The organism is Methylophilus sp. DMC14 (assembly GCF_056314085.1).
In genome coordinates this window covers 416,909-438,536 of sequence record NZ_JBQUZA010000003.1, presented here as the reverse complement: position 1 = coordinate 438,536, position 21,628 = coordinate 416,909, and the positions used below count along the sequence as shown (strand labels likewise).

The 21,628-nt window shown below is 50.6% G+C and carries 19 protein-coding genes; 12 read left to right on the top strand and 7 right to left on the bottom strand.

What is annotated here, in order from left to right; genetic code table 11:
- Nucleotides 1-211 precede the first annotated feature (211 nt).
- A complete protein-coding gene (locus tag ACT53C_RS09100; RefSeq protein WP_476145620.1) occupies nucleotides 212-670 on the bottom strand; it encodes a fasciclin domain-containing protein in 459 nt (152 codons plus the stop codon).
- A gap of 279 nt (nucleotides 671-949) precedes the next feature.
- On the opposite strand from ACT53C_RS09100, the gene ACT53C_RS09095 reads away from it, so the two are divergent.
- The 3 genes from ACT53C_RS09095 to ACT53C_RS09085 all read left to right on the top strand — a co-directional run bounded on the left by ACT53C_RS09095 (nucleotide 950) and on the right by ACT53C_RS09085 (nucleotide 3,732).
- A complete protein-coding gene (locus tag ACT53C_RS09095) occupies nucleotides 950-1,990 on the top strand; it encodes a glycosyltransferase family 4 protein (RefSeq protein WP_476145619.1) in 1,041 nt (346 codons plus the stop codon).
- Nucleotides 1,991-2,057: 67 nt separating this feature from the next.
- The gene (gene apbC, locus ACT53C_RS09090; protein ID WP_476145618.1) at nucleotides 2,058-3,146 is read left to right on the top strand and encodes an iron-sulfur cluster carrier protein ApbC; all 1,089 of its coding nucleotides are present in this window, start codon (nucleotides 2,058-2,060) and stop codon (nucleotides 3,144-3,146) included.
- Nucleotides 3,147-3,168: 22 nt separating this feature from the next.
- Nucleotides 3,169-3,732: a DUF1003 domain-containing protein gene (locus tag ACT53C_RS09085; RefSeq protein WP_476145617.1), complete on the top strand. Its 564-nt coding sequence runs from the start codon at nucleotides 3,169-3,171 to the stop codon at nucleotides 3,730-3,732.
- A gap of 79 nt (nucleotides 3,733-3,811) precedes the next feature.
- On the opposite strand, the gene pgl is transcribed toward ACT53C_RS09085, so the two are convergent.
- The gene (pgl, locus tag ACT53C_RS09080; protein WP_476145616.1) at nucleotides 3,812-4,498 is read right to left on the bottom strand and encodes a 6-phosphogluconolactonase; all 687 of its coding nucleotides are present in this window, start codon (nucleotides 4,496-4,498) and stop codon (nucleotides 3,812-3,814) included.
- A gap of 183 nt (nucleotides 4,499-4,681) precedes the next feature.
- On the opposite strand from pgl, the gene gnd reads away from it, so the two are divergent.
- The 4 genes from gnd (at nucleotide 4,682) to ACT53C_RS09060 (ending at nucleotide 10,301) form a co-directional block, all read left to right on the top strand.
- Nucleotides 4,682-5,587, top strand: coding sequence for a phosphogluconate dehydrogenase (NAD(+)-dependent, decarboxylating) (gnd, locus tag ACT53C_RS09075; RefSeq protein WP_476145615.1), 906 nt, complete (start codon nucleotides 4,682-4,684; stop codon nucleotides 5,585-5,587).
- A 151-nt stretch (nucleotides 5,588-5,738) separates the two neighbouring features.
- Nucleotides 5,739-7,214, top strand: coding sequence for a glucose-6-phosphate dehydrogenase (gene zwf / locus ACT53C_RS09070; protein WP_275355634.1), 1,476 nt, complete (start codon nucleotides 5,739-5,741; stop codon nucleotides 7,212-7,214).
- Nucleotides 7,215-7,382: 168 nt separating this feature from the next.
- Nucleotides 7,383-7,952 carry a dCTP deaminase gene (gene dcd / locus ACT53C_RS09065; RefSeq protein WP_476145614.1) on the top strand — a complete coding sequence of 190 codons (570 nt, stop codon included), beginning with the start codon at nucleotides 7,383-7,385 and terminating at the stop codon, nucleotides 7,950-7,952.
- A 102-nt stretch (nucleotides 7,953-8,054) separates the two neighbouring features.
- Nucleotides 8,055-10,301, top strand: a complete 2,247-nt coding sequence (locus tag ACT53C_RS09060; RefSeq protein WP_194748003.1) for an arginine/lysine/ornithine decarboxylase — start codon at nucleotides 8,055-8,057, stop codon at nucleotides 10,299-10,301.
- 1,080 nt (nucleotides 10,302-11,381) lie between these two features.
- Here ACT53C_RS09060 and ACT53C_RS09055 read toward each other — a convergent pair.
- Together ACT53C_RS09055 and ACT53C_RS09050 are read right to left on the bottom strand one after the other, a co-directional pair.
- On the bottom strand, nucleotides 11,382-11,864 hold the full coding sequence (locus ACT53C_RS09055) for a dihydrofolate reductase (RefSeq protein WP_313988121.1): 483 nt from the start codon (nucleotides 11,862-11,864) through the stop codon (nucleotides 11,382-11,384).
- Nucleotides 11,865-11,875: 11 nt separating this feature from the next.
- Nucleotides 11,876-12,415, bottom strand: coding sequence for a peroxiredoxin (locus ACT53C_RS09050; RefSeq protein WP_313988124.1), 540 nt, complete (start codon nucleotides 12,413-12,415; stop codon nucleotides 11,876-11,878).
- A 126-nt stretch (nucleotides 12,416-12,541) separates the two neighbouring features.
- Here ACT53C_RS09050 and ACT53C_RS09045 point away from each other — a divergent pair, with 126 nt between their 5' ends.
- On the top strand, nucleotides 12,542-14,404 hold the full coding sequence (locus tag ACT53C_RS09045; RefSeq protein WP_476145613.1) for a tetratricopeptide repeat protein: 1,863 nt from the start codon (nucleotides 12,542-12,544) through the stop codon (nucleotides 14,402-14,404).
- Here the strand turns inward: ACT53C_RS09045 and ACT53C_RS09040 are convergent.
- Nucleotides 14,401-15,234 carry an HDOD domain-containing protein gene (locus tag ACT53C_RS09040; RefSeq protein WP_476145612.1) on the bottom strand — a complete coding sequence of 278 codons (834 nt, stop codon included), beginning with the start codon at nucleotides 15,232-15,234 and terminating at the stop codon, nucleotides 14,401-14,403. The two genes, ACT53C_RS09045 and ACT53C_RS09040, sit on opposite strands and share 4 nt — an antisense overlap.
- A 249-nt stretch (nucleotides 15,235-15,483) precedes the next feature.
- Between ACT53C_RS09040 and map the strand changes: the two genes are divergently transcribed.
- The gene (gene map, locus ACT53C_RS09035) at nucleotides 15,484-16,278 is read left to right on the top strand and encodes a type I methionyl aminopeptidase (RefSeq protein WP_275355642.1); all 795 of its coding nucleotides are present in this window, start codon (nucleotides 15,484-15,486) and stop codon (nucleotides 16,276-16,278) included.
- Between the two features lie 27 nt (nucleotides 16,279-16,305).
- On the top strand, nucleotides 16,306-18,882 hold the full coding sequence (locus ACT53C_RS09030) for a [protein-PII] uridylyltransferase (RefSeq protein WP_476145611.1): 2,577 nt from the start codon (nucleotides 16,306-16,308) through the stop codon (nucleotides 18,880-18,882).
- Between the two features lie 5 nt (nucleotides 18,883-18,887).
- Here ACT53C_RS09030 and ACT53C_RS09025 read toward each other — a convergent pair whose 3' ends face one another.
- Nucleotides 18,888-19,175 (bottom strand): cupin domain-containing protein, encoded by a 288-nt coding sequence (locus tag ACT53C_RS09025; RefSeq protein WP_379075711.1) that lies wholly within the window; start codon nucleotides 19,173-19,175, stop codon nucleotides 18,888-18,890.
- Nucleotides 19,176-19,264: 89 nt separating this feature from the next.
- Nucleotides 19,265-19,540, bottom strand: a complete 276-nt coding sequence (locus ACT53C_RS09020; protein ID WP_194748017.1) for a cupin domain-containing protein — start codon at nucleotides 19,538-19,540, stop codon at nucleotides 19,265-19,267.
- Between the two features lie 201 nt (nucleotides 19,541-19,741).
- Between ACT53C_RS09020 and ACT53C_RS09015 the strand changes: the two genes are divergently transcribed.
- Together ACT53C_RS09015 and ACT53C_RS09010 are read left to right on the top strand one after the other, a co-directional pair.
- The gene (locus tag ACT53C_RS09015; protein WP_476145610.1) at nucleotides 19,742-20,986 is read left to right on the top strand and encodes a tyrosine-type recombinase/integrase; all 1,245 of its coding nucleotides are present in this window, start codon (nucleotides 19,742-19,744) and stop codon (nucleotides 20,984-20,986) included.
- Between the two features lie 169 nt (nucleotides 20,987-21,155).
- Nucleotides 21,156-21,566: a hypothetical protein gene (locus ACT53C_RS09010; RefSeq protein WP_476145609.1), complete on the top strand. Its 411-nt coding sequence runs from the start codon at nucleotides 21,156-21,158 to the stop codon at nucleotides 21,564-21,566.
- Nucleotides 21,567-21,628: the final 62 nt, after the last annotated feature.

Sequence of the window (21,628 nt, the reverse complement as noted above, 5' to 3'; positions counted from 1 at the left end):
TACAACCATAACTCTAGTGATTGGCAAACAACTAACTTTATTGCACCGGGGGCACCAAGAGGGGCTTGGGTGAGTTTAACGTATCAGTTTGATCCGAATAAATGATGCCATTATTTAAACCGCTCATTTGATTAGAGAGATTTCAATTTTCTGAATCAATATCAAATCATTACTTGGCTATTGATTCAGAAAAATTGGGTTCACTAATGGTCTAGCCCTTTGGAATCAGCACCGCACTCATCGTATGAATCACACCGTTATCAGCATTGATTTCATCACCAATGACTTTGACATTATCCACTTTTACACCATCAGTCACAGTGAGTTTCAAGTCTGCGCCTTCTAGCGATTTAACCTTGCCAGCGCTCACGTCTGCCGAGGTAATTTTGCCTGGATAGATATGGTAGCTGAGCACTTTTTTCAGTTCAGTCGGGTTTGCCATCAAGGCTTTGAGCTTGGCTTTGGGCAATTTGGCAAAGGCGGCATCGTTAGGTGCAAACAGGGTAATCGGGCCTTTATCGTTGAGGGTGCTTTCTAGGCCGGCAGTTTTGACGGCTTGTAAAAAGGTTTTGAAGTTGCCTTCCTGATCCGCGGTTTGCAGCAGGGTATCTGCATTGGCATGATGGGTATAGCTGATGGCTAACAAGGTGAGTGCAAGTAGTTTGTTCATGCGTGTTCTCCAGAATTATTGTTTAACTGAAACTAAAGCGTGTATTACCGAGACTTTTAGCGGCTTGCGTGCTGCTGTCGTCGATGTGCTTACCTTAGCAAGCCAGCCTTACGCTTAACTTACCGGGGCATGGTCAAAACTTACAGCGAGCTGAACACCCGTGAAGCATGTGCGCAGGGATGATCAGTTGGGCAATGGTTATCGCAGATTTAAAACCAGATGTTCATAAACTCGTCATGCTGGCTTGGCAAGATCATGGCACCTTGTTGCGGAGCTTGCATGATGACGATGTTGATTGTGACGGACACTTTTCAGCAAACCAATGGCGTCTCTACGACCTACAAAAACCTGCGGCGGGTGGCCAAATCACGCAACTTGCGTTTTCGTGTTTTGCACCCTAGCCTGTATCGCTGGATACCGTTGCCGTTTTATCCTGAAATCCAGCTCAATATCCAACCCTTGCGCCTGTGGCGCACACTCAATCGCATCCAGCCTAAACAATTGCATATTGCCACCGAGGGCGTCATGGGCCTGGTGGCGCGCCACTGGTGCAAATCGCGCGGGATTGCGTTTACGACCTCCTATCACACGCGCTTTCCTGAATACCTCGAATTAATGTGGCGGATCCCCGCACGCTGGACCTATGCTTATTTACGCTGGTTTCACCAAGGTGCACATGCCACCTTTGTCACCACCGAAAGTATGCGCCAGACTTTGCAGACGCATGGATTCAAGCACTTGGTGATTTGGTCGCGGGGGGTCTCTGAACAGTTATTAAGCGTTGCGCAGCCGCCAGTGGCCGGACAAAAATTGCGCGTCTTGAACGTCGGCAGGGTGAGCCGTGAAAAAAACCTGGATGCGCTATGTGAGCATCAGGATACGTTTGACATCACCATCGCTGGCGATGGCCCTTATTTAAGCCAGCTTAAGCAAAAATACCCGCGCGTCAATTTTGTTGGCTATCAATATGGCAAGGCACTGGCGGCGTTATATGCGCAGCATGATGTGTTTGCTTTCCCCTCCCGCACCGATACGTTTGGCATTGTGATGATAGAGGCGATGTGTAACGGCCTGCCCGTGGCAGCATTTGATGTGACGGGGCCCAGAGATGTGATCAAACATGGTTTTTCAGGCATGTTAACCGAGGATCTTGCGCAAGCTATTGCGCAGTGTTCATTGCTGGACAAGGAGGCGATACGCGAGCAGGCCCGCAGCCAGTGGAGCTGGGCGCATTGCTTTGAGACGTTTCAAAAGCACTATCCTGACCATAGCCCCTGTGTACGCTCACAGCCAGCTACGACTAACGCAGAGATTGCATGACGAATCAGGGGGGATGGAGTAGAATTCCTGATTTAATTAGTCAGGCATTTCTGCGGGAATTCAAGGCATGGCCATCAGCGATATTGTGATTCAAAGCACGCTCAAACTGAGCATAGACCCCAATACTGGCAAGGACTTTGTCAGCAGCAAATCAATCAAAAATATACAAGTCAATGGCAATGATGTCAGCCTGGATGTGGTGCTAGGCTACCCTGCAGCGACACAACTGGACCTGATACGTGCACAAATTACCGAGGCATTAAAAAGCATTGCCGACATTGGCAAAATCACCGTCAATGTTGGCAGCCGCATTGTGGCGCATAGCGTGCAACGCGGCGTCAACTTGCTGCCTAACGTGAAAAACGTGATTGCCGTGGCGTCTGGTAAAGGCGGCGTGGGCAAATCCACCACGTCAGTCAATCTGGCACTGGCCTTGGCTGCTGAAGGCGCCACCGTCGGCTTGCTCGATGCGGATATTTACGGGCCTAGCCAGCCACAGATGCTAGGCATTTCCGGCCGCCCGGATAGCGCCGATGGCAAGAGCATAGAACCCATGCGTGCGCATGGCATCCAGGCCATGAGCATCGGCTTTCTGGTCGATACCGACACGCCCATGGTGTGGCGCGGCCCGATGGTGACCGGCGCTCTGGAGCAATTGCTGCGCGATACACGCTGGCAGGATCTGGATTATTTGGTGATTGACCTGCCTCCTGGCACTGGCGACATCCAGCTGACTCTGGCACAAAAAATTCCTGTCACCGGCGCGATTATCGTCACCACCCCGCAAGACATCGCCCTGCTCGACGCGCGCAAGGGCCTGAAAATGTTCGAAAAAGTCGGCATCCCGATTTTAGGCATTGTAGAGAACATGAGTACGCATATCTGCTCCAACTGCGGCCATGAAGAGCATATTTTTGGCGCAGGCGGCGGCGCCTTGATGGCTAAAGACTACAACGTGGAGTTGCTCGGCAGTTTGCCGCTGGATATCAATATCCGCATGCAGGCAGACGGTGGCCAACCTACCGTAGTCGCCATGCCGGATGGCGCAATTGCCAACACGTATAAAGAAATTGCGCGTAAAGCAGCGAGCAAAATCGCGATTGCCAGCCTGGACCATAGCGCCAAATTCCCCAACATCGTCATTCAAAATACGTAATCAATCAAGCCGTCCGCCTGCAATGACCACCAATAAACATGAGATTGCAGAGACGCTGATCGGTAAGGATTATGATGCCATGGACGCGCGCACCCAGCGCGTCGCCCGGCACCTGACCGAGCGCAGACATGTGTCACGCAATACGGCAGATGAAAGTGACGGCAGCATGACCACCGCTCAACGGGCCGCCGATGCCGTGGCTCGTTTTGGCGGCTCCTGGACGTTTATTTTTGTGTTTGCCCTGGTGCTGATCGCCTGGGTCGTACTGAACTCGGTCATTTTGCTCAAATATCACAGCGCGTTTGACCCCTATCCTTATATTCTGCTCAACCTGTTTTTGTCTATGCTGGCCTCGATACAAGCCCCCATCATCCTGATGTCGCAGAACCGGCAGGCAGAAATAGACCGCAAGCATGCAGAGCATGACTATGAAGTGAATTTGAAAGCTGAACTGGAGATTTTGCTGCTGCATGAAAAAATGGATGGTTTGCGCGAGCAACAATGGCAGGAACTCATAGACTTGCAGCAACAGCAGATTGGCTTGCTCGAGCAGTTACTGGCCGAGCAAAATAAAAAACCATCTTAGCGGCAGCACGCACAGGGTGAGAAAAAAGCCACAAAGCGTTCTCTCCGTGGCCTTTGTGTTCTCGGTGGCTTAAAACGATTTAGCTCAAAACCACACCAAAGCAATACACATCCACGCCATTCGGTGACTGGATTAATGTCGCCGGAATCGCTACACCTTTACGCCAGTTATCCACCGCCTCCTGCTTGCCCGCGCCCGTCACCAGAAACATGACCTCATGCGTATCGTTCAGCCGCTTTTGGCTAATCGTAATACGATCCGCGGGCGGTTTGGGCGAGTTAAACACTGGCACGGCATCAGCACTGTTATCAACCGCCTGGCCTGGGAATAAACTAGCAGTATGCCCATCTTCACCCAGTCCCAAAATCACCAGATCAAAGGTGCGTACGCCTTTAAGAGTCTCAGTATACACCTGCGCGCCAGCCACATTGCCGAGCTCGGCCGGAATATCATGAATCTGATTTTCAGGAATCGCCACATGGCTTAACCACGCATCGCGGGCCATTTTGCTGTTGCGATCCACATGATCGACTGGCAAACAACGGTCATCATTATGATAGACATGCCATTTGGACCAGTCGGCATCAGCTTTTGCCAATAACTGATACACCGCTTTGGGCGTACTGCCGCCTGCCAGCACAATCAGAAAACTGCCATGTTTGGCAATGGCGGCGTCGGCAGCCGCCAGAATTCTGTTAAGTGCTGCCTGGTTGATTTCTTCCTGGGATTGATACGTGTGCCAACGGGTTTGAGCATTCAAAGACATAGAAAACCTGTAAAAAACAATACAAAAAAGCTTGCGCAGCCTTTTAGACCGTGACTGCATTTGTTATAATTATAGCTGACTCGACATGATAATTCTGCAAAATTATCCGAAGCACTGATCGGGTTCATGCCATCCAAAAGATGGGTGTCTCTTAAACTATCCTCATACCATAGGAAAATCCGAATGAAATTAGCAATGATTGGCTTGGGCAAAATGGGCGGTAACATGGCTGCTCGCTTACTGCGTCACAAAATTAACGTGGTTGGTTTTGACTTTAACACCGAATTCGTTAACAGACTGGTTAAAGAAGAAGGCCTGGAAGCAGCGACCTCCGTTGCAGATGCAGTTAGCAAACTCGAAGGCCAAAAAATTGTTTGGTTGATGTTGCCCGCTGGCGAAATCACCGAAAATCAAATCAAAGATTTGATCCCAATGCTGAACAAAGGCGACATCATCGTCGATGGCGGCAACTCAAACTACAAACATAGTCAGCGCCGTGGCGCAATGTTGGCCGAACATGGTATCGGCTTTATCGACTGTGGTACTTCCGGCGGCGTTTGGGGCCTGGACAACGGCTACTGCCTGATGTACGGCGGTGAAAAGCAATTTGCAGATGTATTGGCGCCTTATGCACAAGCATTGACCCACGCTGATCGCGGCTGGGCACACGTTGGTCCAGTCGGTTCTGGTCACTTTACCAAAATGATCCACAACGGGATCGAATACGGCATGATGCAAGCCTTTGCTGAAGGTTTGGACCTGATCAAAGGTAAAGAAGAGTTCAATCTGGACTTGGCACAAATCACTGAACTGTGGCGTCATGGTTCCGTGGTACGTAGCTGGCTGCTCGACTTGACGGCTGAAGCACTCAAACAAGACCAAAGCTTGCAAGAAATTGCACCATACGTTGCTGACTCCGGTGAAGGCCGCTGGACCGTGGTTGAAGCGGTTGAGCAAGGTGTGGCCGCGCCAGTGTTGACCACTGCATTGCAAGCACGTTTCAGAAGCCAAGATTCAGAAGGCTATAGCTACAAGCTGCTGTCACTGATGCGTAATGCATTCGGTGGCCACTCAGTGAAAACCAAGTAAGTGATATAAGCCTCTCATGATGAGAGGCTTTTGCTTATTTGTTCATAGCCACATGCTGACACGACTAAGTTGAAGAACTTAATAGCGCTAGTCATAGACATATGGGAAAGGCTTGCCCTTTCCCGTTTACATTTTTATCTTAAGGTTAGAAATGACGAATAAAATTGATCCATGCACCCTGGTATTATTTGGCGCGAGTGGCAACCTTGCCCGCGTAAAATTGTATCCTGGTTTGTTCAGGCTAGACCTGCTAGGCCGCCTGCCTGATGACATGAAAATTATCGGCGTTGGCCGTCAAGTGGTTGATCTGGATGCCTGGCGTGCAGACATCAAATCCATGCTGGATACCAAATTCAAAAAAGGGTATGACCAGAAAGTCTTCGAGCGCTTTATCGCCCGTAACTTCTACCATGCCAACCCACCGACTGACCCAGACGCGTTCAATAAACTGAAAGCCACGCTGAGCGACGAAAAAGTATTTCCACAGAACCTGGCTTACTTCCTGTCTGTACGTCCGGTAGACTTTGCACCAGTCGTTGAATCACTGGCCAATGTAGGCCTGACTCAGGAAGACAAATATTGGCGCCGCGTAGTGATCGAAAAACCATTCGGTACCGATCTGCCATCTGCCAAAGAACTGCAGGCTGCCATCACCAAGCACCTGAAAGAAAGCCAGATTTACCGTATCGACCACTACCTGGGCAAATCCGCGCTGCAAAACATCTTGCTGCAACGCTTTACCAATACCGTGTTAGAGCCGATCTGGAACAACCAGTACATTGACCACGTGCAAATCACCAACACCGAAATGCTGGGTGTAGGTGACCGTACGCAGTTCTACGATAGCACAGGTGCCCTGCGCGACATGTTGCAAAGCCATATTCTGCAAACCTTGGCACTGACCGCCATGGAGCTGCCAAAAGACCTGTCACCGGAAGGCGTGCGCGACGCTAAAATCAAGTTGCTGGAACAGATTCGTCCGATTCCGGTTAACGAGCTCGAGAAGCATGCTTTCCGCGCACAATACAGTGCCGGTGAAATCAATGGCGAAAAAGTGCCTGGCTACCTCGAAGAGCTGGGTAACAATGACAGCGTGGTAGAAACCTATGCTGCCTTGAAACTGTTTATTGATAACCCACGCTGGAAAGGGGTGCCTTTCTACATCCGCACCGCCAAGCGCCTGCACGAAGCCGATACGCGTATTGCTATCCGCTTCAAAAAAGCGCCATTGCAAATCAATGACCAGGACCAAAACTGGCTCATCATCGGCATCCAGCCGCGTGAGTGCATCAAGCTCGAAATCCAGTCCAAGATTCCTGGCCTGGATGTACAAACCCGTACCATCCAGCTGGATGCAGCCAACCGTTGGGACGCAGACGACTCCGTAGATGCTTACGAGGCCTTACTGCTGAACCTGATGCAAGGCGACAACTCCAATTACCTGCATATTTCTGAAGCCGAAGCACAATGGCGCCTGGTGGATCCAGTGGTGAAAGCCTGGGCAGAAGACAAGCGCCCGGTCCATCAGTACCCTGCTGGCAGCCGCGATCCTGAAGCGTCCAAAGTGATTTTTGAAGCGGAAGATCAGTTCTGGCGTTACAGCATTGAATTAGGCGGTGATAAGTAAACCTAGGGGTTCATGCCTCCTCGGTGGATTAATTCGCCTCAACGCCAAAAAAATTTGCAAATTTAACTGTAATTGTTGTTATTATTTGCACTCACTAAAAGCGGAGTTTAAACTCCGCTTTTTTCTCTTTATTGCATGCGTTAATGACGCAAATGACTGGATATCGTAATGAGCATTAAGTCTGATAAATGGATACGCAGGATGGCTGAACAACACGGCATGATCGAGCCGTTCGAGCCCACGCTGGTCCGCGAGGTGAATGGTGAAAAAATTGTGTCTTACGGCACCTCCTCTTACGGCTACGATATCCGTTGTGCGGACGAATTCCGCGTGTTCACCAACATCAACAGCACCATTGTCGACCCCAAGGCATTTGACCCACAGTCTTTTGTCGAGGTCTCAGGCAAAGGCTATTGCGTCATTCCTCCCAACTCGTTTGCACTGGCACGTACGGTCGAATATTTCCGTATCCCGCGTTCCGTGTTAACGATTTGCCTGGGCAAGTCCACTTACGCGCGCTGTGGCATTATTGTCAACGTAACACCGTTTGAACCTGAGTGGGAAGGCTATGTAACGCTGGAGTTTAGTAACACGACGCCGTTGCCAGCCAAGATTTATGCGGGTGAAGGCTGTGCACAAGTGCTGTTCCTGGAGTCTGATGAAGTTTGTGAAACCAGTTATAAAGACCGTGGTGGCAAATACCAAGGTCAAATTGGTGTCACATTACCAAAGATATAATCACACTCTTGAACACAACCAGAACATTTCACCACAGAGGCACAGGGTTAAGCGCTGACTTTCCCTGTGCCTCTGTGTCTTAAGCGGTAAAAGGATTCCTTTATGAAATTTAGATTCCCCATTGTGATTATTGACGAAGATTTTCGCTCGGAAAACTCGTCTGGCCTGGGCATCCGGGTGTTGGCCAAAGCGATTGAAGACGAAGGTCTGGAGGTGCTTGGTGTGACCAGCTACGGCGACCTCACCTCTTTCGCGCAGCAGCAAAGCCGTGCCTCGGCGTTTATCCTGTCAATTGACGATGAGGAAATCGTTGAAGAGAAACCAGAAGCCATCGAGCAACTGCGTAATTTTGTACAGGAAATCCGTTACCGTAACGAAGAGATTCCGATCTTTTTGCATGGCGAGACCCGCACCAGCCGCCACATTCCAAACGATGTGCTGCGTGAGTTGCATGGATTTATCCATATGAACGAGGATACGCCAGAATTTGTGGCGCGCCTGATTATCCGCGAAGCCAAGGCCTACCTGGACAGCCTGCCACCGCCCTTCTTCAAGGCGCTGACGCATTACGCGGCTGATGGTTCCTACTCCTGGCACTGTCCCGGTCACTCCGGTGGCGTCGCGTTTCTGAAATCACCGGTCGGCCAGATGTTCCACCAGTTTTTTGGCGAGAACATGCTGCGGGCAGACGTGTGTAACGCGGTAGATGAACTCGGCCAATTGCTGGACCATACCGGCCCGGTGGCCGCCTCTGAGCGTAACGCTGCACGCATTTACAACTGCGATCACCTCTATTTTGTCACTAACGGCACCTCGACCTCGAACAAGATCGTCTGGAACTCCACCGTCGCGCCTGGTGACATCGTGGTGGTTGACCGTAACTGCCATAAATCCGTATTGCACTCCATCATCATGACCGGGGCGGTGCCGGTATTCCTGATGCCAACGCGTAACCACTTTGGTATTATCGGCCCGATTCCGAAAAGCGAGTTTGCCTGGGAAAACATCCAGAAGAAAATCGAACGCAACCCGTTTGCCACCGACAAAAACGCCAAGCCACGCGTACTGACCATCACGCAATCTACCTATGACGGCGTGCTGTACAACGTTGAAGAAATCAAGGAAATGCTGGATGGCAAGATCGACACCCTGCACTTTGATGAAGCCTGGCTGCCACACGCGACCTTCCATGACTTTTATGGTGACTACCACGCGATTGGCGCAGACCGCCCACGCTGTAAAGAATCCATGGTGTTCTCCACCCAGTCCACGCATAAACTGCTGGCTGGCCTAAGCCAGGCCTCGCAAATTCTGGTACAGGATGCTGACCAGAACCGCCTGGACCGCGATGTGTTCAACGAAGCTTATCTCATGCACACCTCTACCAGCCCGCAATACTCGATTATTGCCAGCTGTGACGTGGCTGCCGCCATGATGGAAGCCCCAGGCGGCACCGCCCTGGTAGAAGAATCCCTCAAAGAAGCCCTGGACTTCCGCCGCGCCATGCGCAAGGTCGACGAAGAATGGGGCACCGACTGGTGGTTTAAAGTCTGGGGCCCGACCGATTTGTCCGAAGACGGTCTGGAAGAACGAGACGCCTGGATGCTGAAAGCCAACGAGCGCTGGCATGGCTTTGGTAACCTGGCCGAAGGCTTTAACATGCTGGACCCGATCAAAGCCACCATCATCACGCCCGGGCTGGATGTAGATGGTGAATTCTCAGAAGAATTCGGCATCCCGGCAGCGATTGTGACCAAGTACCTGGCTGAACACGGCGTGATCGTCGAAAAAACCGGTCTCTACTCGTTCTTTATTATGTTTACCATCGGCATTACCAAAGGCCGCTGGAACACCATGGTCGCCGCATTACAACAGTTTAAAGACGACTACGACAAAAACCAGCCATTATGGAAAGTGTTGCCAGAGTTTGTGCAGAAGCATCCACGCTATGAACGTGTCGGCCTCAAAGATTTGTGTACACAAATTCACGAAGTCTACAAAGCTAATGATGTCGCCCGCCTGACTACAGAAATGTATCTGTCTGACATGGTGCCAGCCATGAAACCAACTGACGCCTTCTCAAAAATGGCCCACCGCAAAATTGAGCGCGTGGCCATTGATGAGCTCGAAGGCCGCGTGACAGCTGTGCTCTTAACCCCATACCCGCCAGGTATTCCACTGCTGATTCCAGGTGAACGCTTTAACAAGGTCATTGTGAACTACCTCAAATTTGCACGCGAATTCAACGAGAAATTCCCGGGCTTTGAGACCGATAACCATGGCCTGGTGAAGCAAGTCGTGGATGGTAAAGCCGTGTATTACGTGGATTGTGTGCAGCAGGAAGATTAGCTCTTTAGCTTCACTCAGCTGTTTTTTACTGAGCTTTCTTTTTTGTGAGCTTCAGCAAAGGCAACTTAATGGTTGCCTTTGCTATTTTACCGATACCTCTGTTTCGCCTGTGAGCAAGTCACCTTTCTTTGCGTACATTGAACAAGGTTGTATTAGGCATTAACAGCATGGGTGAATGATTTATTTCGCCTTTTAGGCGACCGTTCTTTCTTATGCTTGTCCATAAGAAAGAAGGCAAAAGAACAAGACACCCTAGCTTCCGCTTGTTTCCTGCGTTGCTCGCCAAAACAAGCGGTCACGAAACTCGACCTGGCAGCTCACAAAATACGTGAGCTGCTGCGGGACTCGAACAGTCGCTCCCTTTATTCTTGTTTTGCCTGCGCTACTCGGCGCGGCAGATAGGGGCCCGAAAACCCATGAGCGCCACCGTTTGTGGGCTAAAAAGAAAAGAATTTGAGTTTTTGAACGGTCCAAATTTCAACAGTGTGATTTTGATGAGATAAATCCCATCCCATCAAGCTGAGTAGCGCAGACGAAGTGGGGGATGTCGGCCATCGGCTGTTCGAGTTCCGCGGTGGCTTGCGTTTTGTGCAAGCCGCTAGGGCGAGTTTCGATGGACGCCCACTTTGTTGATAACTAAGACTGCAGCGCAGTCTGTTACGGCGTAGGCTAACTTGCGCAGCAATGTTAAGCGTAGCGGCCGTAGCCAACAACGCAAGGCCGCCGTCAGGCCGTGATGGCTGGGTGCCCTCCTCTTTGGCTACGGCCGCCACTTTGTGGCTTAACCTAAAGGTTAGCCTACGCCGCAACACTCCGTTAGTTGTGGTTACTTTCTGTGGGACAAGCAACAGAAAGTAACTCGCCTACAGGCGAAAAAGAAAGGTGGAATTCCGTAAATATCTAAGAAGACTTGCAGCAAATTCAATACGCGCTCTTCAATTTTAATCAGATTAGTATTAACCTTGCATGAATTCGGCCTACGCCGGAATGACGAAAAACTGGACTAACTTGGATTGAGATTAAGCATCGAAAAAACAATAACCTTATTCTTTTTTCGATGCATCAAGCCAAAGCCTTCTATCATCGCCGCTGATAAACCATATCACTATAATGCAAGCCATTCTCCGAGGTATGCCCTTCCTCACTCACCAATTCCCACTCATGCATCTCGATTTCCGGGAAAAATGCATCGCCGCCGACATGAGCATATACCCGCGTAATGTATAGCCGCGTGACATAAGGCAGGCCCTGTGCATACAACTCCGCGCCGCCAATCAGAAAGGGTTCTTCATCACTGGCACAGGCTGCAAGCGCTTGTGGCAGTGAATGTACAACCTTGGCTCCTTCAACCGCGTATTCAGTATCGCGAGTGACGACTACCGTGGTGCGTCCGGGCAACAAGCGACCCAGCGACTCATAGGTTTTGCGGCCCATAATAATGTGGTGGCCCATGGTCAGTTGTTTGAAGCGCTTGAGGTCTTCGGGCAGGTGCCAGGGCAACTGATTATTGTGACCAATGACACGGTTGTCTGCATGGGCGACGATCAGGGAAAGGGCTTGCATGGTGATACTCACTAAAAAGCCGACAGGCGCTTGAGGTCACGAATGATGGCCTCGCTATGCCCGTCAGGGTTGACGTTGCTGTAGGACTCGGCAACGACGCCTTGTGGGTCAAGAATAAAGGTCATGCGCTTGGCGGCCTGGAAGACGACAAGGTTAAACAAGGCGCCATAGGCATCAGCCACCTGACCATTGCTGTCTGCCAGCAACGGAAAAGACAAGCGGTGTTTTTGCGCAAATGCGGCATGGCTGGCAACGGTATCGACACTGATACCTACCACCTCGGCACCCAGGGCATGGATCTGCTGGATATCATCCCTGAACTGGCAAGCTTCGCGCGTACAACCAGGCGTGTCATCTTTGGGATAAAAATAAAGCACCAGCCATTTACCCTGCCATTCGGAGAGTTGCCGCAGGTTTCCCTGGGCATCTGGCAGACTGAATGCAGGCGCTTTCATGCCGACGCTGACACGTGTAGAAGGCTGCTGATATTGGCGATAGCCCCAGACGGCTAACCAGAACAACAGGCCGTACATGATCAGTTTGATCAGCATTGAGTTTCCTTTCTTTGGGTAAATGACATTCAGGTCGTTGACGCTGACAGCTGCTTATTGTACCTTAATCCGCCATCCATCCATTTAAGGTCGCCCGCAATCGCTTGAAGTGTTGCCAGTTATCCCATGAACAATGAAGCCATTGCAAAACTGCTGAAACTGATTGCTGCCGATCCGCAGAAGTGGGATGCCTATCAAAAGCTGGCAGGCCTAATGCTGCAAAATCAGGAGTTTCATGCGGCGGAACAATATTTGCTGCAAGCGATCAGTTTGCGGCCTGACCTGCTGGAACTGCGGGTGCAGCTAGGCAACCTGCATATGCGCACGCAACAGTTCAAGGCGGCGCATGAGTGCTACAAACAAGCCATTGCCCTGGATGCCAAACAGGCACAGCTTTATTACCTGGATGCACGCGCACTGAAAAACCTGGGCAGAACGCAAGAAGCCATTTTGCGCCTGCGTACCGCCATCAAACTTGACCCGCAACGACTACCCGCCTTTACCGAATGTACTGACCTGATGCTGCAACTGCAGCAAGTCGACCAGGCAGCCAATGTTTTACGACAGGCAGTGGTGGCGCATCCGGAGCATGCCCATTTTCACTATCGCCTGGGGGTGTTATGCATGCAACTGCAACAGACAGGCGATGCGCTGCTATGTATGAACGAGGCGATCCGCATACAGCCTGACTTTGCCGATGCCTATCATCAGCGCGCCTTGATTCTGCAATCACAGGGCAAGCCACAAGAGGCCGTGCTAAGTTTTGATGAAGCCATCCGCTATCAACCGAATTTGCATTTACCCTACAACAACCGTGGCGTAGTGTTATGCCAGCTGGGGAAGTACACTGAAGCGATTGCCGATTTCCGCCTGGCCTTGCAGTTGAACCCTGGGTATGCGGCTGCCCAATGCCACCTGGGCTTGGCGCTGTATGAAAACAGGCAGCACGATGAGGCTTACGCCTGCCTGGAGACGGCGCTTAAATTGGCGCCGAATCATGCACAAGCCAGATATACCATGAGTATGCTGCGATTGGCACGCGGAGAATTCGAAGCCGGCTGGCCGCTGTATGCGGCGCGTTTTCAAGTGCTTGCGGACAAACACCGGCCAGATTTAAACTTGTTATGGTCATCGGCAGGCGCTCTGGTCGGCAAAACCATTCTGATCTGGGCCGAGCAGACGTTGAGCGACACTCTGCAATATTGCCGTTATCTGCCTATGGTTCAAGCCTGCAAACCTAACCATCTGGTATTAGCCGTCCCTGAGGCTTTATTTGACCTGTTTAATGAGTATTGGGCGCATGATGCAACGATTCTGGTCGTTTGCCAGGATGGACGTAGCCTGCCGCATTTTGACGTATTCTGCCCCATGCTGAGCTTGCCAGCGGTGTTTAACACGCAACTGGATACGATACCGGCCGGCTTGCCTTATCTGGGGGTAGAGGCACGCCACAGTGAACCCTGGCAACAATTACTGGGGCCTGGCCGTCGGTTGCGCATCGGGCTCAACTGGTGTGGCGAGGCGACGAACAAATATGATCAGTGGCGCAGTATTCCGCTCTTTCTGATGGCGCCTCTGCTGAATATGGAAGTCGAATGGCACAGCTTGCAAAAAGAGTTCAGGCGCGAAGACCATATCATGCTCAAACGGTTTCCCATGCTGGAATGTCATCACCCGGAATTAATAAACTTCACCGCCACTGCGGGTCTGATCATGCAAATGGATCTGGTGATATCAGTCGACACGGCCGTCGCGCATTTGGCTGCGGCCCTAGGCAAAGAGGTCTGGTTATTACTGCCGCAACATGCACATTTCCGCTGGTTAAAACAGCGCGAAGACAGTCCGTGGTATCCAGGCATGCGCCTGTTCAGACAGGGGGATGACGAAGCCTGGGAGCAAGTGATTGACCGGATACATCAGGCTGTCACCGATGTGCTGGCTCAGCGTCATGAGCGCCTGATCGCAAGCGAACAAGCCGCACAAGACTAATGTTGTGGCACGCCGACGATATGTTTGACGCGCTCAACATCAACATGCAGCAACTCGGCAATATCTTTGTAGTCATCGGGCAAGGCGGCGTTATCCCAGCCGTCAGCAGAATGTCTGGCCAGATTCACGGCTAACTGCACATTACGTACCCTGGGCAGGTCTGCGCGCGCTTCGTCCATCAGGTCACTGAGCAATGGCGGCAAGTTAAAGACCTGCACCAGCTCGGCCTGTAACTCCAGTAATCTGAAACCCAGCACCTCTTGTTGAACGACCCGGCTACGCAAGGTTTTATCTGCATCCTGGCGCTGGCTGATTTCGCCCATCGCATCCGGGTTAAAGCACCACATGAGCATTTCGGCAAAATCATGCAGCGAGGCTGCCACCCTCACCTCTTCTGCGTGCAAATCCATCAAATGCGAGGCAAACTCTGCGGAAAAATAACCGGCACGGTGAGCCCGTATCATGAGCTTGAGCAAATCGATCAAGGCGGACATATGTTCATGCAACACATCCTCCACATGCGGAGCGGTAGGAATCTGCGCGAAAAACGTGCCAGTGCCCATCATGATAATTGCCTGCTCGACCTGCACCAGGTCCTGTAACTGATGACGGCTGCGATGATTATTGGCGTACGCCAACACCTTGAACATCATGAGCGGATCATTAATGACCACACGGGTAATGTCACGGGCGCCCGTTTCATCTTCACGCGCCTGTAATTGAGCGATCTCTCTGGCCGTCTGCCGCAAGACCGGAATCTCTGCCGCCTTAAAAAAAGCCACCCAATCTTTAACGGTGCGGTTGGCTCTTGCTTCGGTGAGTGTCACCATAAGTGTGCTCCAGCTAAAATCATGCCCGAGTATAAATCATTGCCATCAAGTGCCATGTCGGGATCAATTACACTAATGCCAGTCAGTTTCTTTTATGACTCAACTCTATTAACGGCGTTCTTGCGCATTCCTTGAGCGAAGTAGGCCAAACATCATGACTGCTATGTGTCTATGTTAGAATGTTGTTTTAGTTAATGATTCCGAAAGCCTGTCTGGAAAACGGATTAACGTAAGAGCGGTCACTCGTTTATGGCAATTGTTCTGCATACCCCCGAAGAAATTGAAAAAATGCGCATCGCAGGTCGTCTGGCCTCAGAAGTGCTGGATTACATCACACCGTTTGTCGTGGCGGGGGTGACCACCAACAAACTGGACCAGCTTTGCCATGATTACATCGTCAATGAACAGCAAGCGATCCCGGCCCCATTAAACTATGCACCAGATGGCCATGCACCCTACCCCAAGTCTATTTGCACCTCGATTAACCAGCAAATCTGTCATGGGGTCCCTAGCGAAAAAGAGCTTAAAAATGGTGATATCGTCAACCTGGACATCACAGTCATTAAAGACGGCTATCATGGCGATACGTCACGCATGTTTATGGTCGGCAGTGTCTCACCACAAGCCAAGCGGCTGTGCGACCTCACCTACCAAGCCATGTGGCGCGGCATAGAAAAGGTCAAACCTGGTAACACCTTGGGCGATATTGGCTATGCGATTCAGTCATTTGCAGAAAAAAATGGCTACAGCATTGTGCGTGAATTCTGCGGACATGGCATCGGCAAAAAATTTCATTGCGAGCCCCAAGTGTTGCATTATGGCAAACCCGGGGCAGGTTTGACGCTCAAGCCTGGCATGATTTTTACCATCGAACCCATGATCAATGCTGGCCGCCGCGACATCAAATTCATGCCGGATGGCTGGACCGTGGTCACCAAGGACCGTAGCCTGTCGGCACAATGGGAGCATACCGTACTCGTCACTGAAGAGGGCTTTGAAATCATGACCGTCTCAGCGGGTACGCCAGCCCGGCCCACGCTCTAAGGCACGCATGTCGATGGTCAGTCCCGCATGACAGTCATTGGCAAGGAACATCTCAAGCATTGGCGAGCGTCAGTACAACTGACACGTCAACAACTGGCCGATGCTTATCTGGCCAAGCCGCAAGCCAAACGCCTGCTACAACAACATACGCGCTCACTCGATCTACTGCTTAAACAGATTTGGCAGGCTTATGCCCTGCCAGAGAGTGCTTGCCTGGTTGCGGTCGGCGGCTATGGCCGTGGCGATATGTTTCCCTACTCGGACATTGATTTGCTGATCCTGATGCCGGAAAACAGCGATGCTGCGCTACAGACGCTGGTTGAATCGCTGATTGGCACCTTGTGGGATATTGGTCTCAATATCGGTCATAGCGTGCGCAGCCTCAAAGAGTGCCTGGACGAAGCGCAGCTGGATGTGACCATCATGACCAACCTACTGGAAGCCCGCTGGCTGAGCGGAGACAAAAAAACTTTCCAGTCCCTGACGCAGTTACTGCATACACAGCTGGACCAAGCCCGTTTTTTTGCTGAAAAACTGCGTGAGCAACAAATCCGTCATGCCAAATTTCATGACACGGCTTACAACCTAGAACCCAATGTCAAAGAGAGTCCAGGCGGCCTCAGGGATTTGCATATGGTTCTTTGGGTCGCGCAAAGCCAGGGCTTGGGCAGTGATTGGAACGCGCTTGCCCAGGCGGGGTTATTAAGTCGGCATGAAGCCATTCAACTCAAAAAACACGAACGTTTGCTGCAAAACCTGCGCATCCGCCTGCACTTGATGGCCAAGCGCCGGGAAGACCGCCTGGTATTCGACTTTCAAAACACGCTGGCGGAGCAGATGGGCTATGAGACCAATCCGCAAAAACGTGCCAGCGAACAGTTAATGCAAGGCTTTTACCGGAGTGCCAAAGCGGTCATCATAGAAAATGAAGTCCTGCTCAAATTACTGCATGCACGCATTCAGCCAGAAACCAAGCCGCCGCAAGCATTAACAGAAGACTTTAGCCTGTCTCAGGGCTTGCTAAGTGCAAATGCGCCAGACCTGTTTCAACGCAAGCCAGAAACCATCTTGCAATGTTTTCAACTCCTGCAACAATACCCGGAAATTACCGGCTTTAGTGCGCCGCTCGTACGTGCATTGCAGGCGGCACAGCCGCTGATCAACCATCAATTCAGACAACGCGCCAATCACAAAGCCTTGTTCCTGCAAATTTTGCACAGCCGCGAAGGTGTGCACCGCAGCCTGCGGCGCATGAACCGTTATGGCATCCTCGGCCGCTATATCCCGGTATTTGGCCGCGTCATCGCACAAATGCAGCATGATCTGTTTCATGTCTATACGGTAGATGAGCACACGCTGAATGTCTTACGCAACCTCAGACGCTTTGCCAAACCCGATTTGAGACACGAATTTCCGCTGTGCAGCCAACTATTTAATGCATTCAGCCAGCCACATTTGCTCTATCTGGCGGCCATTTTTCACGACATTGCCAAAGGCCGTGGCGGCGATCATTCGCTGCTGGGCACCCTGGACGCGCGCCGATTCTGCAAACAACATGGCTTAAGCAAAACGGATACAGAGCTAGTCGCTTGGCTGGTTGAGGCACACCTAAAACTATCCAGCACGGCACAAAAAAGTGATTTATCCGACCCCGATGTGATTGAAGCCTTTGCGCATCTGGTGGGGACAGAATATCGCCTGACAGCGTTGTACTTACTGACGGTGGCCGACATTCGCGGCACCAGCCCGAATGTGTGGAATGCGTGGAAGGCCAAACTGCTCGAGAGCCTGTTTTTGCAAACGCGGCGAGTGCTGCAACAATCACTGAATACCGAAGCCCAGCTCAGCTTACGCAAACAGGAAGTGTTGCAGAAACTCAGCAGTTTCAACCTTAAAGAGTCTTCCGTGGCAGCCCTGTGGCAAGCCTTTGGCAATGGCTATTTCAGTCGTTTTGACAGTGATGAAATCGCCTGGCAAAGCCGATTACTGATTCCGCATCTCAATACCGAACAAGCCATTGTGCGTGCCCGGCTCAGCCCCAAAGGGGATGGCATTCAGGTGATGATCTACAGCCGAGATCAAAAAGAGATTTTTGCCCGTATCTGCCATTTTTTTGACAGCATGCAATACAACATTGTGCAGGCCAAGATTTATACCACCGCTCACGGCTATGCTCTGGATAACTTTATTGTGCTGGAACCTGAAACACGGCAGATCAGCTATAACGGCTTATTGAAGCATATTGAACAAGGGTTGAATACGCAATTGATCAGCCATGAGGCGATTCCCGCGCCAATACGCGGCCGGGTCAGCAGGCAAGTCAAACATATGCCGATTAGCACGCAAGTGAGTTTTAAAGCCGTGCCCAATCCACAGGACGCAGACCAGCCTTTTCAACAGCTGGATATCATCGCCAATGACCGCCCAGGATTATTGGCCAGTATGGCGCTGATTTTTCAGCAACATGGCATTGCATTACATAATGCCAAAATCAACACCTTAGGCAACCGGGTAGAAGATAGTTTCTTGATCTCTGCGTGTAATAACGGCCTGCTTGATGCCACATCCATCAGCAACTTGACGCAAGCACTCCATCAAATATAGCCGGCTCACTCAAAATGGTAATGCTTTTTCAACGGCTGTTTGACTTCCCACACACAATCCAGCCCACTGGCAAAGGTGACTAAGTCACCCGCCCCAAAACTTACCGGCTCGCCATCTTTAGGTGTCACGGTCACCTCCCCTTGCAAGATGTAAGCAATCTCGCTATTGCTATATTGCCATGGGAAAATAGAAACCTCTTTTGACCAGGTTGGCCACTGATCCACACCAAGTGCGGCGAGTGTCTCGGCGCTGGGACGCTCGACCTTAATTTGATTCACAGGATGATGACTCATGTGTATTCCTTTCTTGCTTAGGATAACGGAGGCCCATCAGCAAAAAACCCTGCCGGATTGACAGGGTTTTCATCATACTACCACTTCAATTAAAAGTGTTTGTAGTGTTTTTTCAATTGCTTGACCACTTCCCACTGGGATTTCAGGCCTTTTGGAAACTCTACATAGTCACCTGCTTTGATGGTAACAGTTTCGCCTCCAGCTGGCGTCACTTTGAATTCACCTTCCAACACATAGGCTTTTTCAGTCATGGTGAAGTCGAGTGGGAATTTTGATGGAGGGCAATCCCAAATGTTCCAGCTGGACACGCCCAGCTCGTTCAATTTCTCTTGGGATGGGTTGCTATCGATAATGATTTGAGCCATGACGGTTCCTTCATGTAAATATAAAAAACTGCAAATAGAAATGCCGCAAAACTGCGGCATTTCATGTCTGGCGGAAGAGGTGAGACTCTCAGTCCACACTACCCTAACCCACTGTATACATTGATTATACACGCTTTTCAGCACTTCGGGTGTGGGAAATAGGTGTGGTAAACTCTTCCTAAAAATAACCGAGACAGGATTATGGCACATTATCTAGAAGAGAAAAAGGGACGCTGGTATGCGGCATTCACTTATCCCGATGACGTTAAAGAAATCGTTGGTAAATCTAAAGTAAGAAAGACCACACGCACATCGGACAAACGCAAGGCCGCAATCATTGCATCTCAATATGTCGCGGGCTGGAAGCTAGAAGTTGAACAAGCTAGAAAACAAGACCCATCCAAGCTGCTGGAGGCCATGCAGTTTAGAGAGTCTATGCAAAAAGCTAAGGACGAGGACACTAGGCAGGCACTTGAACACGCACTTATTGACCGCCTCACCAGCACAGATGACACCGTGGACGAGTCTGCTAAGCTGCGCTACGACATTGCTATGGGTCATGCAACACCCACCAGCCTGCACTTCGATAGCTGGAAAGCTCAACTGCATCACGTAGAGAAGACTAAAGACCAGATGGAGCGGGATGTCTCAGACTTCATCAAGTTATTCCCGACCACCAAAGATATAAACTTCAACAAGCTAAGGGACTGGCTGGAGAAGCTTGAGGAGCAAGGCAAGTCATACAGCCACCGCCAGCGAGTCAGAGGCAGCGCTAAGGACTTCTGGAAGTATCTTGTCATGCGTAAGGTCATCACAGACAGAAGCGATGTCTTTGCCGATACCCTGCCCCCACAGAAAGGCAAGAAGAAAGCGAAACAGAATAACTGGCTACCGTATAAGCCGGATGAGGTCGTAGCCTTCTGGCACAAAGCTAAAGCAGCAAATAAGCACACGCTTGCAGACCTCATTGCATTAGGTGCATATACTGGCGCACGTAGGGAAGAACTCGGCAAGCTGAAGCTAAAGGATGTTGGAGAGACGAGCTTTCATATTGTCGATTCTAAAACGGTGTCTGGCATTCGTGAGGTGCCTATCCATTCAGCTATAGCACCGCTCATACAACGCCTGAAGCGTGACTCTAAGGATGGCTTCCTGCTGCCCAGCAACAGCGAGACCAAATATAACGCCAGAACAAACGCTCTAGCCACAGCTTTCGGACGCATGAAGACAGCCATGGGGTTCGGAGAGAGGCACAGCTTCCACTCGTTTAGAAGCACAGTGATTACACAGCTAGAGAATGCTAAAGTGCCCGAGAACCTAGCAGCGGACATTGTAGGCCATGACAAGCCGCGCATCACTTATGGCCTGTATTCGGATGGCAATGAGCTTGAGATTAAGCGGGAAGCCTTGGAGAAGGTGTCCTACCCGTTTCCTGAACTGGTTTGATTATCGTACAGTTTTCAAATATCCTTGCCTGACATTCATACAACCTAGAACCACAGGTGAAGACATGCCCGACCAGACAGCAACCTACGTCCAGCTACCTTCCTAATTATTAATCATGTATAAATTCTCCCCATGGGTCTTAAAGAGACTCGCTGTCCTGTGCTTAAGCATGTTCATTTTTCTATTTGGATATATGCTGATTAATATGGGTATCGATGAGCGTGAGACTGACAAGCAATTTGAACTAAATGGGGTGCATACACCTGCTACCCTTATCGGTTATCGTTACTTTAAGGCCGCACGAAGAAGCCCAGCCGGAGACAGGCCTGTGTACTCCTATACGTCCGGCGATGGTGTTACCCACACCCATATTGCTTCTGAATACGGAGTAGTTACTCCTCGCCATAAGAAAGACTTTGAAACTCAAAAAGTAATCATTACTTATTTGCCAAATAATCCGACTATTGCACGAGTTGAAAAATGGCAGGGTAAGTATGCGTATGGCTGGGATATTTTTATAGGGACTCTCATGTGTCTTCTAACAGCTGCTATGCTTTACTCAGAATACAAATCACCATAAGACACCTAAAAATTTCTACAGCAAATTTGTTTGAGGTTATTAATAGATTTAGGCTCAGGCCG

Bases quoted from the DNA above. Each gene is read 5' to 3' on its own strand.
- ACT53C_RS09015 (WP_476145610.1), top strand. From the start codon at position 19,742: ATGGCACATTATCTAGAAGAGAAAAAGGGACGCTGGTATGCGGCATTC.
- ACT53C_RS09020 (WP_194748017.1), bottom strand. From the start codon at position 19,540: ATGGCTCAAATCATTATCGATAGCAACCCATCCCAAGAGAAATTGAAC.
- ACT53C_RS09085 (WP_476145617.1), top strand. From the start codon at position 3,169: ATGACCACCAATAAACATGAGATTGCAGAGACGCTGATCGGTAAGGAT.
- zwf (WP_275355634.1), top strand. From the start codon at position 5,739: ATGACGAATAAAATTGATCCATGCACCCTGGTATTATTTGGCGCGAGT.
- gnd (WP_476145615.1), top strand. From the start codon at position 4,682: ATGAAATTAGCAATGATTGGCTTGGGCAAAATGGGCGGTAACATGGCT.
- ACT53C_RS09040 (WP_476145612.1), bottom strand. From the start codon at position 15,234: ATGGTGACACTCACCGAAGCAAGAGCCAACCGCACCGTTAAAGATTGG.
- ACT53C_RS09100 (WP_476145620.1), bottom strand. From the start codon at position 670: ATGAACAAACTACTTGCACTCACCTTGTTAGCCATCAGCTATACCCAT.
- ACT53C_RS09030 (WP_476145611.1), top strand. From the start codon at position 16,306: ATGACAGTCATTGGCAAGGAACATCTCAAGCATTGGCGAGCGTCAGTA.
- dcd (WP_476145614.1), top strand. From the start codon at position 7,383: ATGAGCATTAAGTCTGATAAATGGATACGCAGGATGGCTGAACAACAC.
- ACT53C_RS09025 (WP_379075711.1), bottom strand. From the start codon at position 19,175: ATGAGTCATCATCCTGTGAATCAAATTAAGGTCGAGCGTCCCAGCGCC.
- ACT53C_RS09095 (WP_476145619.1), top strand. From the start codon at position 950: ATGATGACGATGTTGATTGTGACGGACACTTTTCAGCAAACCAATGGC.
- ACT53C_RS09055 (WP_313988121.1), bottom strand. From the start codon at position 11,864: ATGCAAGCCCTTTCCCTGATCGTCGCCCATGCAGACAACCGTGTCATT.
- ACT53C_RS09050 (WP_313988124.1), bottom strand. From the start codon at position 12,415: ATGCTGATCAAACTGATCATGTACGGCCTGTTGTTCTGGTTAGCCGTC.
- map (WP_275355642.1), top strand. From the start codon at position 15,484: ATGGCAATTGTTCTGCATACCCCCGAAGAAATTGAAAAAATGCGCATC.
- ACT53C_RS09060 (WP_194748003.1), top strand. From the start codon at position 8,055: ATGAAATTTAGATTCCCCATTGTGATTATTGACGAAGATTTTCGCTCG.
- apbC (WP_476145618.1), top strand. From the start codon at position 2,058: ATGGCCATCAGCGATATTGTGATTCAAAGCACGCTCAAACTGAGCATA.
- pgl (WP_476145616.1), bottom strand. From the start codon at position 4,498: ATGTCTTTGAATGCTCAAACCCGTTGGCACACGTATCAATCCCAGGAA.
- ACT53C_RS09045 (WP_476145613.1), top strand. From the start codon at position 12,542: ATGAACAATGAAGCCATTGCAAAACTGCTGAAACTGATTGCTGCCGAT.
- ACT53C_RS09010 (WP_476145609.1), top strand. From the start codon at position 21,156: ATGTTCATTTTTCTATTTGGATATATGCTGATTAATATGGGTATCGAT.